This is a genomic window from Lachnoclostridium phytofermentans ISDg, from assembly GCF_000018685.1.
In the GTDB taxonomy this organism is placed as follows: Bacteria; Bacillota; Clostridia; order Lachnospirales; family Lachnospiraceae; genus Lachnoclostridium; species Lachnoclostridium phytofermentans.
On record NC_010001.1, the window covers coordinates 2495606 to 2510108 of the forward strand.

Sequence of the window (14503 nt, forward strand, 5' to 3'; positions counted from 1 at the left end):
GCAACATCGTATTTACCGTGTGTAATCTATTAAAAGATGCTAACTTATCTGGTAACAATGTTTTGTCCCATCTGAATAGAATGGAACAATGATTATGAATGGGGGTAGAAAGTGAAAAATATATTTATTGGATTAGTATTTATTCTTCTTAACTTTAATTTAAATCTAGGTGGTATGCAGATAGATTTGCTGCCTAATTTTGTAGGTTATTTGCTTATGATGAAAGGAATTGACGAACTAATCAAAGAAAGTGAATTTTTTGATAAGGTGAGACCATGGGCAGTTTTTATGGCTTGCTATTCAGGTGTCATTTTCATTCTTGATTTACTTGGTATCTCAAGTCAATTACAAGGTTTTTCAATTATTTTAGGTATTATTAATATAAGTATTACGCTCTATATATTATACCAAATTGTAAGTGGCGTCATGGATATAGAGAAGAAGTATGGAATTTTTTTAGATGGAGATAAGTTAAAAGATCTATGGAAGTTTATGTCGATATTTAATGTGATAATTTACTTTTTAATGTTTTTTACCACATTAGCAGTTGTTCTAATGATTATTACAATAATCACATATATCATATTCCTTATAACATTTAATAATTCTAAGAATTTATATTATAATGAACGGGATAAGTTTTTTCATAGTTAAGATTCGTGGAAATGTTATAGATTAAACAGTTATTCATGACAAGGAAATGTTCGCGGATCGCACTTTTTCTTGTTTAGAAATGAGGATTAGTATGTACCAAATTACAGTAGAAAATTTTGATATACGCAAGATTTGTTATTCTGGGCAATGTTTCCGTATGAAGGAAATTAGTGAAACTTCATATGAAGTTGTAGCATATGGGCATTACTTAAGAATCAGCCAGCAAGACAATGAATTGACATTTTCTTGTACGGAAGGAGAGTTTCATTCAATTTGGAATGAATATTTGGGATTGAATGTTGATTATGATACCATAACCGGACTTGTAAATGAAGATGATCGATATATGAAGTCAGCGATGTCTTTTGGTTGGGGAATTCGTATACTGAAACAAGAGCTATGGGAAACAATTGTTTCTTTCTTAATTTCACAGCAAAACAACATTCCAAGGATAAAGAAAAGTATTCAAATGCTCTGTGAACGTTATGGTGATGAGAAATTAAATGAGAATGGCGATGTATATTACACATTTCCAAAACCTGAAGCATTCTTAAATTTAAAAGATAGTGAACTAAAAGAATGTAATTTGGGTTATCGTACGAAATATATTCTCAGAACTGCAAAAGCAGTTGTAGATGGTAGTTTTGATTTAGAAGGTTTACCAAATCTAAGTTATGAAGATGCGAAAAAAGAACTGATGAAATTATATGGTGTTGGTATCAAGGTTTCAGAATGTATCTGTTTATATGCTCTACATCACTTTGATGCTTTTCCAATTGATACACATATTCAAAAGGTATTGGAATTAAATTATCCTGGTGGATTCCCTTTTGATAAGTATCGAGGGTATTCGGGAGCATTGCAACAATATGCATTTTATTATGATTTGAATGAGGCGAAGATAGGGTAAACAAGATAAAAATCTATGTCTTTAGAAGAGCACTCCTTTTTTCAGGTGTGCTCTTCTAAAATACTGCGTATTTATTTAATAGGCCTGATTACTTTTTGCTTTAATCTTTTATAGTTACTTGTTCCTTTTCGCTCTCAGATATCTTTGGTAATGAAATCCCTAATTTATCGATAGTAATAAGCTTAAGAAGTGCATCTAAAATAGTGGAACTAGAGGAAGCACCATCTTCGCCTGAATTTCCCATCGTAACGATTGTTTTTGGAACAATGTCTACTTGGGTATTCTTAATAGCATCGGCTAATTTATCTGTTATCTCTTGGATAATTCTATATTCGGATCCACCATATGCTTTTACTTGAGCATCGATTGCTTGTGCTTTTGCTAATCCGATATTACTTTCTTTTGATGCGTCTGCTTCACCTTCTAAACGAACTTTAGAAGCATTTGCTTTCGCAAGAGCAATGATTTGATTTGCTTCTTGTTCTGCCTTACTTGCAAGAGCAGCACCGTTATTTCCTTCTATTTCAATTTGAATCTTAGATTTTGTTAGATAACTTTGTTGTTCTGCAATTGCCTGCGCTTCACGAAGTGATTTTTCACTCTCCGCAGCGGACTGTTGCTTTTGATATGTAATTTTCTTTTCTTCTGCAATTTGTCTTTCTCGAAGCTGTGTTAGGATATTTTCAATTTGTATATCGTCTTTTGATGATTTTGGAGTACCAATCAAAACCTCTTCCAATTGAAGATTGTATTTCTCAAATTTTTCTTTCATTTCTACAACAGCTCGTTCTCTAATGGCACTACGTTCTTGAATCAGCTCTATTAATGTTTTCGTTTGCGCAACGTCTTTAAAATATGCACTAACTAGTGGATCAAGCGATTGGTTAACAAGCATGCTAATATCACCAAACCGTTGTATTACCCACGGTGCTTGTTTGTAATCAATATGCATTACCACAGAAAGTGGGAGAGATGGCTCGAAAGCATCCTTTGTGATAATATCAACTTCCGATAAATTTTGATCATATTTGTGTTCTCCGACTTCACCACGGTTCCATTTTAATATGATATTCGTTGTAGGTACTAAAACCACTTTCCCTGCATCGGTATTAAACGCATATTTTCCTGGCATTAATGGTTTTTGTAAAACACCTTTACAACCGGTTTCAACAAGCTCACCATGTCTATAGTCTGCACCCGTTGTATCGACTCCTTGTTTCCCAAAGAAACTTACGACTACTCCGACATAACCAATTGGTACCACAGTCTTTGGACGATATTCTACGGTTGCAAATAAACGGTTGATATAGTAGGTTCCATCGGTTAAGACTTCGATTTGCTTTCCTCTACGTCCGCCAAGCTCAATGAATTTTTCTGGATCTTGATAACTTGAGTGACCTTCTCCAACGTATGGGGCAATGATTTCTCCTTGTTGTAACGGAAGACTATCATGAATAGTAACGATACCCATTAAATCGCTGGTTTCATTTCCTTTTCCCATAATGACAACTGGAACAAAAGCATTTCGTTGAATTAATGTTTGTTGCATACTCTCAAGATCTAATCGTTCTTTTTTAGTACCACTCAAAATAGCTTTAATTTCATTCAGAGTAATAACTACAAACTGAGCTAGATTAATCGCATAAGTACCTTCTCTTAGTATCCCACGCTGCGGACCTTTTTGCCCACCATTTTTTAAAAAGCCCCTAACATCTTGAAAATTAATTGCTTCTGGTATCACTTTACCCAAAGACTGTGTTGGTGAGAGTGGAATACCATCTTTTGCGAAGATGTAGGCAATTTGCCCTTGAGGTATTGTGATTAATGGATACTTATGAATACGATACATAAGTGTTGAACGAAAGTGAATACCACCCCGAAGTAAATCAGGAGAATAACCTGCTTCGCCATTTAGAGCTATGATTGAATTTCTTAATGAACCATGAATACTCCACCATTTTTCTACGACAGCAACTTCATTTGACCGAATCATTCGAAGCCCAAGGATCTGGAAAATTAGTACATATACAGCTACAAGAATACCTCCAATTATTATGGCTATGACATATGGATTCATAAAAACTCCCCCTTCCTGTGAAATTTTTTTGCTTAATTTATAGAGTACTAGTCTTAAAACTAATTCATTATATTCTAATAATATTGTGTTTAGAATTCGTATCTTCACGTTTTCTGTCGATTGGAAATACTAGAAAGGTACATAAATATATTTAAATTTTAATGTATTACATCATGGTTCCAAGGAATTAATTAAGGAATGATAGATTTGTGATTGATATGTGAAAGAATTATATTATTTAAAGATCTATATTATTGATAGAACTGTATTATTTGATAGACTTGTAGTATCGATAGATTAGTAGTATTAATTTATTTGTAGCATAGTTTTGTATTGATAGGATTATATGTATAAATAAAGGTATATGTACTGATATTATTGGATTTATATGGTTATAAGAACTTGTGAATCTTTTATAAATATTATATACTGTAAGTATATGTCAATTGAAAACTGTAGGGTAATTCAATTCGTAAAACATGAAGTGAATGAGGGAGAGAGTAAATGAGAAGGTGCGAAAAGTGCGGAGAATTAATCGGTGATTCAGTAACAAAATGTTTTAATTGTGGTGAGATAACAAATTTTGCAAATAAAGAACGTACATACCGATGTAGGGACTGTGGAGAGCCACTATTGAGGGCATCGGATAAATGTATAAAGTGTGGAGGTGACGCAGAATCCATAAGACTTTGGTCAGAGGAAACACCTATGCAGTATGAATCTGATTCTATTGGCTGCCTCGGTTATTTTGTAGCAATATTATTTACGCCATTATCTTGTATAATAGCTATCCTATGTTATTTTAGTAATGGAAGTGAGAAAGCGAAAAAAATTTCTATTGTTTCTGCAATTACATTTTTAATTCTTGCAGGGCTTAGAATTCTTCTTTCTATTATTTTAATATAAGTAAGACGCAGTTTTTCATATTATATTTATGAAATTAGACTACCACAATTATGGGACTTTAGGCTTTGATTAAGGTCGTAAAAAGTAGATTGTTGTGCTATACTATCCTTAAAGGAAAGAGTTAAGACAGACAGTATAAAAACAACATTTAGTTCATTTCCTACCTAAAAAAGTTATTTTGATTTAAATCTTCATTTGCATATAACTAGCTGCAGTTCCAGATGAATCAGGAAAGAATAAAACTACATAGAAAAGAGAGAGAATATGAAGGCAGATTTAACATGGTTGGATAACCCAGAAGTGTTTCGTGTCAATCAGTTAGCAGCTCACAGTGATCACCCTTTTTACAAGAGTAAGGAGGAGATGGAACTAAGTACTTCCGAGGTTCCCTTTAGTCAGAATTTTACCGAGAAAAACTCCTTACTACAATCGTTAAATGGTACGTGGCAGTTTCGATATTCTGTGAGTGCAAAAGAAAGACCAGAGTATTTTTATCAAGAAGATTTTATCGGAAGCGACTTCGATGAAATTGCGGTTCCATGTCATATTGAGTTAGCAGGTTATGATAAAATACATTATATTAATACGATGTATCCATGGGAAGGCCATTACTATCGAAGACCGGCGTATTGTTTAGGAAATGATAGTTTGAGAGGAACCTTTAGTGAGGCTTCTTATAATCCGGTTGGATCTTATCGGAAACGCTTTGATATAGAGAAAGGCTTACTTGGAAAAAGAGTGTGCATAAGTTTTGAAGGCGTAGAACAAGCAATGTATATCTGGTTAAATGGGCAATTTATTGGTTATGCAGAAGATAGTTTTACCCCTTCCGAATTTGATTTAACACCTTACATAAAGGAAAAAGATAATATTTTAGCGGTAGAAGTTCATAAAAGAAGTACGGCCGCTTTTCTTGAAGATCAGGATTTCTTCCGATTCTTTGGTATCTTTCGAAATGTTACCTTGTATGCAAAACCTGAGATACATATTGAAGATATGTGGGTTAAACCACAATTAAATGAAGATAACTCTTCAGGAAAACTTGGACTTGAGTTAAAGATATCGAATCGGATTGAATTAGGGACGATAACACTTAAGGTTCAAGATGATAATCATAAAATTATACTTGAAAAAAGCATAGAAGCGAAAGAAAAAGTTAGTTATGAATCAAATGTAATAGAGAATATTATTCCTTGGTCATATAAAAATCCATATTTATATACGGTAAATCTTGAAGTATATGATAACAGTGGATGCTTAGTTGAAATTGTACCATATAGAATAGGATTTCGAAGGATTGAAATCAAGGATAAACTTATACTTCTCAATGGAAAACGACTAATAATTAATGGTGTGAACCGCCATGAGTGGAGTCAGACCAGTGGAAGATGTATTAATTTATCTGATATGCAGACAGATATGAAACTGATTCTTCAAAATAATATTAATGCTGTTCGTACCAGCCATTATCCAAATCAGATACCTTGGTATTATCTTTGTGATGTTAGTGGCATCTATGTCATGTCTGAGACGAACTTAGAATCTCATGGCTCATGGCAAAAGTTGGGAGCTATAGAACCTTCTTGGAATATGCCGGGTAGTATTCTACAGTGGAAAGAAGCCGTAGTTGACCGTGCGAGAACTAATTTTGAAACCTTTAAGAATCATACCTCAATACTATTTTGGTCCCTAGGGAATGAATCCTATGCAGGAGATAATATCGAGAGTATGAATCAATTCTTTAAAGAAAATGATGCTAGTAGACTTGTACATTATGAAGGAGTAGTGAATAACAGAGCTTATGAATCTACTATATCCGATGTAGAGAGCCGTATGTATGCGTCTTCTAAACAAATAGAAGAATATTTGGAATCAGATCCAGCAAAACCTTTTATTTTATGCGAATATATGCATGATATGGGAAATTCTTTGGGTGGGCTGAAATCATATATTGACTTGATACCTCGTTATGAGATGTATCAAGGTGGATTTATTTGGGATTTTATCGATCAAGCATTATTAGTAAAGGATGAGATATCAGGTGAGATGGTACTTCGATACGGAGGAGACTTCGATGACAGACCTTCTGACTATGAATTCTCAGGAGATGGAATCGTATTTGCAGATAGAACAGAAAAACCATCAGTACAGGAGGTGAAATATTACTATGGATTGTATCAATCATAAGGATTCAGATAAATTACAGATTGTCTATGGAGACGTAGTCTTAGGAGTCCATGGCAATGGCTTTCATTACCTCTTTTCTTATCAGGTGGGTGGTTTGGAATCCTTAGTAATCGACGGAAAAGAGTGGTTATATCGTAGTCCAAAACCTACTTTTTGGAGAGCAACTACATGCAATGACAGAGGAAATGGATTTCCATTACGTTCTGGAATGTGGCTAAGTGCTGATTGCTTTATCAGATGCAGTGAGATTACATTAAAAATTGATGGTGAAGAGAAAAAGCCTCAAATTGCTCCTGATAATAATCAGTATTCATCAGAGGAATTTACCTCCAACGTCTCAATCACTTTCACTTATGAGACAATAACTGTTCCTTCTACAACTGTAGACGTAGAATATGAGGTGCTTCCATCAGGTATCATCAATGTAAATGTTCATTATCACGGCAACGCTACATTACCTGAACTACCGGTTTTTGGTATGCGATTTATTATGCCAACCAAAGCAACCTCATATCGTTATGAAGGTCTATCAGGTGAAACCTACCCAGATAGAATGGCTGGTGGACTAGAAGGAATTTATGAAATTGAAGGACTTCCAGTTACGAAATATTTGGTACCTCAAGATTGTAATGTACACATGAAGACAAAATGGGTAGAGGTGTACCGTAATACTACGAAAAATAATTCCGATCATGATAACCAGAAATTTGGACTGAAAATTTCCAGTATCAATAAAGAATTTGCATTTTCATGTATTCCTTATACTGCTCTGGAACTGGAGAATGCGACTCATCAGGAAGAACTTCCTTTTCCAAGACGTACTGTTTTGTCCATCCTTGGAGCTGTCAGAGGTGTTGGAGGAATTAATAGTTGGGGTGCAGATGTTGAACCAGAATATCATATCAATGCAGGTGAGGATATATGTTATTCGTTTCAGATTTCAAAAGCGAAGTCCATGTAAGAATTAGATACCAGGCGGCAATCCATGAAAAATTAAAATGCAAAAAGGATTAAATCTCTTTTGCCTTTTCCAACTTACTGAAATAAGTTTTAGCAATCATTAATTTCAAGTATTGTTAATATTCTGACCCAGAAATTCCGTTAGGTGCAGATAAAGTTGATATCTCATTAATATATAACTATATAGATACTAGTAGTTCAACACTTGAGGCGGCTATAATTAGAGAAGACTAGTACTAATAGGAAAGGAAGGATAGAATGAAGCAGGTTGTAATACCAAATACAGATTTGAAAGTATCTAATATATGCCTAGGTGCAGGTAACTTTGGTGATAAGCTAAACGAAGAGGAAGTATATCAGGTCCTAGATGCCTTTGTTTCAGCGGGTGGTAACTTTATTGATACAGCGAAAGTATATTGCAGTTGGGCTACAGGCGATAACAGCAGTGAGCAATACCTAGGAAGATGGCTTAAATTACGAAACGCTTATCAAAATGTCATGATAGCGACAAAAGGTGGTCATTTTTACATTGGAGATAAAGAAAAGAAATCTCGTGTAAGTAGACAAGAAATAGCAACTGACCTAGAGGAGAGCTTACAAACTTTGGGACTTGACTGCATTGGAATGTATTATCTACATCGCGATGATAAACTATTACCAGTAGAAGAAATCGTAGATTTCTGCGAGGATTTTGTAAAAGAAGGAAAAATACGCTACTATGCCTTTTCTAACTGGGATATAGACAGAGCAGAGAGTGCTTTAGATTATGCCAAAACTACAGGGAAAAAAGGCTTTGTAGCATTGTCAAATCAGTACAGCCTAGCTTATGTAGAGAAAAAAAATAACATGAATCCGGATAAGACACTTATATTGACTGATATGGATTACCTAGCATGGCATAAGAAGACGGGTATCCCTTTGATCCCTTATACCTCTGTTGCAAATGGATTTTTTGAGAAATTACGAAACAGTGGTGCATATCATAATGGCACTACACAACCGGAACTTCTAAAAAATACAATGTCTGAAAGGATGATAAGAGCTTTTATCAATCCTTGTAATTTAAAGAGATATGAAATTTTAGATGAACTGCAAAAAGAACTTGGATATTCCATGATTGAATTATCGCTTGCTTATTTAACCAATCACAGTGCACCGATTATTCCAGTGGTATCTGTTCGTAATACTATGCAATTAGAACCTGTCGTACGTGCAAGTGAAATTGTATTACCAAAAGACGTAATAGCTAAGCTTGATGAATGTGCGAAATAATATAACGTTTTCATTTAAAATAATATTACGTTTTCATTTACAATATTGATTGTTGGCTTTATAGCTAAATATTGAGTGTTGACTTAATAACAAACTTTTGAGAGTTAGTATAAGAACCATCATAAAAAGTTAAGGATCCTTATTGATGAAGGAGTAATATGCTATGCCAAATTCCGTATGTGCACAAAGGAGGTCTCTATGAATTATCAAAATCCTATTATTAGGGGATTTTATCCGGATCCAAGTGTATGCTTTGCAAATGGTAAATATTATTTAGTCTGCAGTTCCATGCAGTATTTTCCTGGTGTACCCTTATTTGAAAGCGAGGACTTGGTAAATTGGACTCAGATTGGCCACTGTCTAACAAGACCTGATCAGATTGCATTACAAGGGGTCAGCAGTTCAGGCGGGGTTTTTGCTCCTTCCATACGATATTTTGAAGGTCGATTCTACATGACCACCACGAACTCTACCACTCAGCAGAATTTTTTTGTTTGGACGGATGATATCTATGGTGAATGGTCCGACCATATTTTCATTGATCAGGACGGAATCGATCCATCCCTATTTTTCGAAAACGGAAAAAGTTATTTTATGAGCAACGGATCTGATGCAGAGGGAATATCAGGTATCGTGCAATGTGAAATCGCTATCGACACAGGTAAAAAGCTTTCCCCAAGTAAAACTATCTGGCAGGGTTCAGGTGGTCGTTATTTAGAAGGACCCCATTTATATAAAATCAAAGATTATTATTATCTGGTAGCTGCAGAGGGAGGTACTGAATATGGTCATATGGTCACCTATGCCAGAAGTACTTCTCCTTACGGTCCCTTTGAAGCCTACCCTAGCAATCCGGTCCTTACTAACAGAAACCTAGGTGGTTTTCAAATTCAAGGTGTCGGGCATGGTGATTTGATTGAAGCTCCTGACGGAAGTTTTTGGATGCTTCACCTGGGTTTTCGTCAGACAGGTAGGTGGACTACCTTCCATCATTTAGGAAGGGAAGTATTCCTGTCACCGGTGAGTTTCCATGATGATGGATGGTTTACTGTTGGAACAGACGGAACTACTTCAGAATATGTTGAGGTACCTTTTACATATAAAGTGCAGGAGTTCAAAACCGAATATACTTTTTGTAATACAGACTTTGAGAAGGACTGGTGCTACCAAAGGCATCCTTCTAGGGAAAACTATTCATTATCCCAAAGTCAAATTATATTAAATGGAAACAGTATCTCACTTGATGATGTTGATTCTCCGACTTTTATCGGATTAAGGCAGAAAGAATTCTGCTGTCGCATAAATTGTGATATTGAAATTGACCGTGGTGAAGCAGGCATAACTTTTTACATGGACGAAAACCACCATTATGATCTTGCAATATCGAAATATCCAGAAGGCTTCCGAGTAATCGTAAGGTTATGTATTGGTAATATAAAATCCATTGAAGCTGAATATTCTTTAGGTGATAGCAATCGTGCTTCCTTCATAATTGATTCTAACAGTCAACAGTACAGTTTTTATGTCAAATCAGAAAATGAAATCATCCATCTTGGTACCGGGTTGACCCGTTATCTTTCCTCCGAAGTTGCTGGTGGATTTACCGGAGTTATCATTGGTTTATATGCTCTTGATCATAACTCCATAAATACTGCTAAATTCAAGGATTTTAAATGTGAATACTTGCATGAATGATTATTTTTTATCAAAAAAGATATTAACAGTAGGATACTAGAACCCCTTGTGGATTATGGGTTTTCTATTGCGACTTTTAGTCCGGATTCTAGGTGGAATGGAGTCAAAGGTGGATGTTCTTTGTCCGTTTATCTTGACCTTTGACGGAGAGGGAGCCGATACGCTGATGCCATAGTGAAGGGCTTGTCCATTTCTTCGTTAGATTTATTTCATTTCTCTTAAAAAGAAAATATTTACATATATTTGACAATATATGTTAGTAGCCTTGAATAAAGAGTTTAAATATAAAGATTAGAAGGAGAGATTAACATGAAGCTAGATAAGATTAGAATAATTCGAACTATGCTATTCATAGTTGTCATATGCTTTTTATCATCGTCTAAGTTTGTTTTTGCAGCCCAGACGAAATCGTATGATATTAGTAAAGGAAACATTACAATAAATAAATCTGGTGATTATACAATCACAGGTAAGACGGATAAATACACAATAACAATTAAAAAAGGTGTATCAACCAACATAACCTTACATGATGTTGAGTTATCAGCAAAAGGATATCAAAATATACCTATTTTGATTGAAAGCGGTGGAACTGCGAACTTTATCTTAAAAGGAGAAAACAAGTTAACAAGTGATGCCGATGGTATTCATGTGAAATCTGGAGGAAAGTTTATTATATCATCTTCTAGTACTGGTTCTCTAGAAGCAGTTGGAGGACTTGATAACTCTGGAATTGGTGGAAGTGGTACAATCATAATAAAAGGTGGTACGGTAAAAGCAATCGGAGGTAAATATGGCTATGGAATCGGAAGTGGCGATGCCTTTAAATTTCTCTATGACAAAGTTGAGGAGGCAGGAACTATAACAATTAGTGGTGGTAATGTAACCGCTATTGGTGGAGAGTCTGCTTCTGGTGGTATCGGTTATTCTAGTGAAAAATCAATCGGTAACATCGAAATTACCGGAGGAACCGTTTATTCGACTTCTGGAGGTTCTGGAATCGGGGATCATTCTAATGCTACTAAGGGTAATAAGATTACAATCAGCGGTGGTAATATTACAGCAATAGGTGGTGCTTATGGTGCTGGTATTGGCGGTAATTTAATTCCAAACGAAACATCAGTGACAATCACAGGAGGGACAGTGAGGGCAAATGGTGGTACGAGTACATCCATGTATGATTCTTGGTCCTATTCGAATTGTAATCTTAAAGGGAAAAAACAAGAGAACGACATAGCTGCAAAGAGTATTACTATTACAGGTGGACAAATATTTGCTGAGACTTGCTCCGTTCAACCAAAAAATTCCCAAGGACAAAAAGTATATCTTATGTTAATACCAAGTGAAACAGGTAAGGTAAACAAAATTACAGCCTACCAGAAAAGCTATGGTTGTAAGGATATTAACTCGAAGGGAATATTAAGCTTATGGCTGCCATACTTAAATAGTGAAGATGGTAAGCTTGCTTTAGATGTAACATTTGCGTCAGGAAAACATACAAAGATGGACTATTTAAGTTCCTATCGTATATTGCAGGGTTATAGTAATTCAAAATATATGGTATTTAATTTATCTGTCAGTAACTTAGAAGTGTATGCGGATGGTCTTATTTACAAAAATACATTTTATGAAAGAAACAACGAAAATGAAGTGATTAAAGTAACCGGTTCCACTTCAAAAAATCAAATTATAGTACATGGCGGGAGACACAGGTTTGAATTTGAGAATGTGACTGTAGATTATACAAAACAAACTGATAAAATGTTCTTTATTGTGAGTGGCGAATCTGATATTATTATCAATAGCAAGAAACAAAATTCAATAAAAACCGGTGGTAGTAGCGTAGGCTTTTATGTAGGTACGAATGCTAAGCTATCCTTTGTAGGAAGTTCTAATGAGGATAAATTAACGATAGAAACTTTTGATGATTCCTATGGAATTGCAACACCAAGCGGTTCCATCCAACAATTTGGAGGAACTATCTCCATCACAGCAAAACAAAATAGCATTGGAGTATATCTTGGAAATGCAGGAGCTTTCTCCTTATATAATGGTATAATTAATGGTATTAGTAGTACACAAAATGCGATTTATGGGTTAAATTACATGAAAGTTAATGTGTATGGTGGTATAATGAATATGGATAACATTGGGTATCGTGATGAAGGCAATGAGGAAGTAACGGATAAAAGTTGCTTTACTATTTCAAATGGAGAGATAAATGTTAGTAATCGTATGATATTTAATACGTTTGAAATAACTGGTGGACATATTAATGCTCATTTACTAGGTTCAGGAAGCGGTTCTAGAATTTTTATGTATCAAGGTAAGATTGTTATGGGTAAATTTATCACTTCCTCGGATGGTGGTGAATCACAAGAATCCGTACTTGATACGTCTACTATTTATGGTGGAGAAATTGAAGAGACTAATAATGTTACAACAGAAGAATTAAATAAGATACCATTTGGAAAATGCTAGATAATAGATAATAGGTGCCAAAGTTTTAGTTATTACAATTTCCATTTCATAAAAATATTTCATAATCTGGTTGGAGAAAATACTATAAATTAAATATTTATAGTTGATATTTCCAGCCAGATTTTTGTTTTCTATAAGTAATTTATCTACCTATTTACCAAAATTAAATCTATTTCATTCTCAAATAAATTTCTGACTAATCAATCCTTTTATAGCAAATCTTTAGTAGTTAACTTTTTTTCAAAGCCTTATTTATCAAGGTTAGCTTCAATATATAAGCGCAACTTATGAATAACATTAGAAATAAACACAGATATTCAAAGATAAACACAGAATAATGAATTGACCATTTCTTTTTTTTACAGTATATTTAACTCGTAAGCAAAATTCACAGAATTTCAAACATTTGAAGATCAAAAGGGAAGAACATAATAAAATTTTCAAAAACATTAAAATACAGTGGGGTGAGGGGATATGTTAGCAATCGAAAGAATGCAGTTTATTATAAAAACACTTCAAGATAATAAAGTTGCTACCGTAAGTGAACTTAGTAAGGTAATTCAGGTAACAGAAGAAACTATTCGTCGTGACCTAGAAAAATTAGAAAAACAGGGAGTAATTTCAAGAGTCCATGGAGGTGCATATCTTAGGGAAGGATATGGGAATGAGACACCGACTGAGGTTAGGGGTAAAATCTATCAAAAGGAAAAAGAGCAGATTGCGAAAGCGAGCCTAACTTTTATAAAAGATTACGATTCTGTTCTACTTGATTGTAGTACAACAGCAAGTTATATTGCAAAGGAAATTAAAGCTTCTGAGAAAAAAATCTCCGTTGTAACGAACTCCTTACTTGTTGCGAAAGAACTTGAAGATGCAGAACATGTTCGTTTGATCTTACTTGGAGGGGAATATAAGGATAGTACGAAGTCATTCTGTGGTGCAGCAACTGTAGAAGCACTAAATCACTATTATGTAGATAAAGTGTTTATAAGCAGTGCTGGGATAAGTGTAGAAGCCGGAATGATAGACTATACTTTAGAGGAAGCGACAATACGTAGCAAGATGATAAAACAAGCTCAAACTTGTTTTTACGTTGCGGATATTACAAAGATCGGTCGTAATGCGATTTATCGAATTGGTGATTTGGATGATGTAGATTATCTGATTGTAAATGAAGATATCGATAAAAAATCATTAGAACTAAAAGAAGCTCTTTTGAATCGTAAAAAAGAGATTGTGATAGCAAGATAAATCGTGATTAGGAAAAAGTTAGCGAAGTGTACTTTTTCTAGTTTCATATCGTTATCATTATAAAAAGGTATTAAATCGCTAGAATTGATATTGGATGAAAGAAAGAATGG

General features: G+C 34.5%; 10 protein-coding genes. 9 read left to right on the forward strand and 1 reads right to left on the reverse strand.

The window, feature by feature from the left end:
• Positions 1 to 111 precede the first annotated feature (111 nt).
• Complete coding sequence (locus tag CPHY_RS10460; RefSeq protein ID WP_012200043.1) at positions 112 to 654, forward strand: hypothetical protein; 543 nt, start codon at positions 112 to 114, stop codon at positions 652 to 654.
• Positions 655 to 745: 91 nt separating this feature from the next.
• On the forward strand, positions 746 to 1564 hold the full coding sequence (locus CPHY_RS10465; RefSeq protein WP_012200044.1) for a DNA-3-methyladenine glycosylase family protein: 819 nt from the start codon (positions 746 to 748) through the stop codon (positions 1562 to 1564).
• A gap of 100 nt (positions 1565 to 1664) precedes the next feature.
• On the opposite strand, the gene CPHY_RS10470 is transcribed toward CPHY_RS10465, so the two are convergent.
• Positions 1665 to 3641: an SPFH domain-containing protein gene (locus CPHY_RS10470; RefSeq protein ID WP_012200045.1), complete on the reverse strand. Its 1977-nt coding sequence runs from the start codon at positions 3639 to 3641 to the stop codon at positions 1665 to 1667.
• A 504-nt stretch (positions 3642 to 4145) separates the two neighbouring features.
• On the opposite strand from CPHY_RS10470, the gene CPHY_RS10475 reads away from it, so the two are divergent.
• The 7 genes from CPHY_RS10475 to CPHY_RS10505 all read left to right on the forward strand — a co-directional run bounded on the left by CPHY_RS10475 (position 4146) and on the right by CPHY_RS10505 (position 14393).
• Entirely contained in the window at positions 4146 to 4547 is a 402-nt protein-coding gene (locus CPHY_RS10475; protein WP_012200046.1) for a hypothetical protein, read from the forward strand.
• A 264-nt stretch (positions 4548 to 4811) separates the two neighbouring features.
• Positions 4812 to 6734 carry a glycoside hydrolase family 2 TIM barrel-domain containing protein gene (locus CPHY_RS10480; RefSeq protein ID WP_012200047.1) on the forward strand — a complete coding sequence of 641 codons (1923 nt, stop codon included), beginning with the start codon at positions 4812 to 4814 and terminating at the stop codon, positions 6732 to 6734.
• Complete coding sequence (locus CPHY_RS10485) at positions 6715 to 7695, forward strand: beta-galactosidase small subunit (protein WP_012200048.1); 981 nt, start codon at positions 6715 to 6717, stop codon at positions 7693 to 7695. Before CPHY_RS10480 ends, CPHY_RS10485 begins: the two co-directional genes overlap by 20 nt.
• Before the next feature lie 257 nt (positions 7696 to 7952).
• Complete coding sequence (locus CPHY_RS10490; protein ID WP_012200049.1) at positions 7953 to 8966, forward strand: aldo/keto reductase; 1014 nt, start codon at positions 7953 to 7955, stop codon at positions 8964 to 8966.
• A 198-nt stretch (positions 8967 to 9164) separates the two neighbouring features.
• Positions 9165 to 10661 carry a glycoside hydrolase family 43 protein gene (locus CPHY_RS10495; RefSeq protein ID WP_012200050.1) on the forward strand — a complete coding sequence of 499 codons (1497 nt, stop codon included), beginning with the start codon at positions 9165 to 9167 and terminating at the stop codon, positions 10659 to 10661.
• 309 nt (positions 10662 to 10970) lie between these two features.
• Entirely contained in the window at positions 10971 to 13142 is a 2172-nt protein-coding gene (locus tag CPHY_RS10500; RefSeq protein WP_012200051.1) for a hypothetical protein, read from the forward strand.
• Positions 13143 to 13616: 474 nt separating this feature from the next.
• A complete protein-coding gene (locus tag CPHY_RS10505; RefSeq protein WP_012200052.1) occupies positions 13617 to 14393 on the forward strand; it encodes a DeoR/GlpR family DNA-binding transcription regulator in 777 nt (258 codons plus the stop codon).
• Positions 14394 to 14503 lie beyond the last annotated feature (110 nt).

Bases quoted from the DNA above. Each gene is read 5' to 3' on its own strand.
- CPHY_RS10470 (WP_012200045.1), bottom strand. From the start codon at position 3,641: ATGAATCCATATGTCATAGCCATAATAATTGGAGGTATTCTTGTAGCT.
- CPHY_RS10485 (WP_012200048.1), top strand. From the start codon at position 6,715: ATGGATTGTATCAATCATAAGGATTCAGATAAATTACAGATTGTCTAT.
- CPHY_RS10465 (WP_012200044.1), top strand. From the start codon at position 746: ATGTACCAAATTACAGTAGAAAATTTTGATATACGCAAGATTTGTTAT.
- CPHY_RS10475 (WP_012200046.1), top strand. From the start codon at position 4,146: ATGAGAAGGTGCGAAAAGTGCGGAGAATTAATCGGTGATTCAGTAACA.
- CPHY_RS10490 (WP_012200049.1), top strand. From the start codon at position 7,953: ATGAAGCAGGTTGTAATACCAAATACAGATTTGAAAGTATCTAATATA.
- CPHY_RS10505 (WP_012200052.1), top strand. From the start codon at position 13,617: ATGTTAGCAATCGAAAGAATGCAGTTTATTATAAAAACACTTCAAGAT.
- CPHY_RS10495 (WP_012200050.1), top strand. From the start codon at position 9,165: ATGAATTATCAAAATCCTATTATTAGGGGATTTTATCCGGATCCAAGT.
- CPHY_RS10500 (WP_012200051.1), top strand. From the start codon at position 10,971: ATGAAGCTAGATAAGATTAGAATAATTCGAACTATGCTATTCATAGTT.
- CPHY_RS10480 (WP_012200047.1), top strand. From the start codon at position 4,812: ATGAAGGCAGATTTAACATGGTTGGATAACCCAGAAGTGTTTCGTGTC.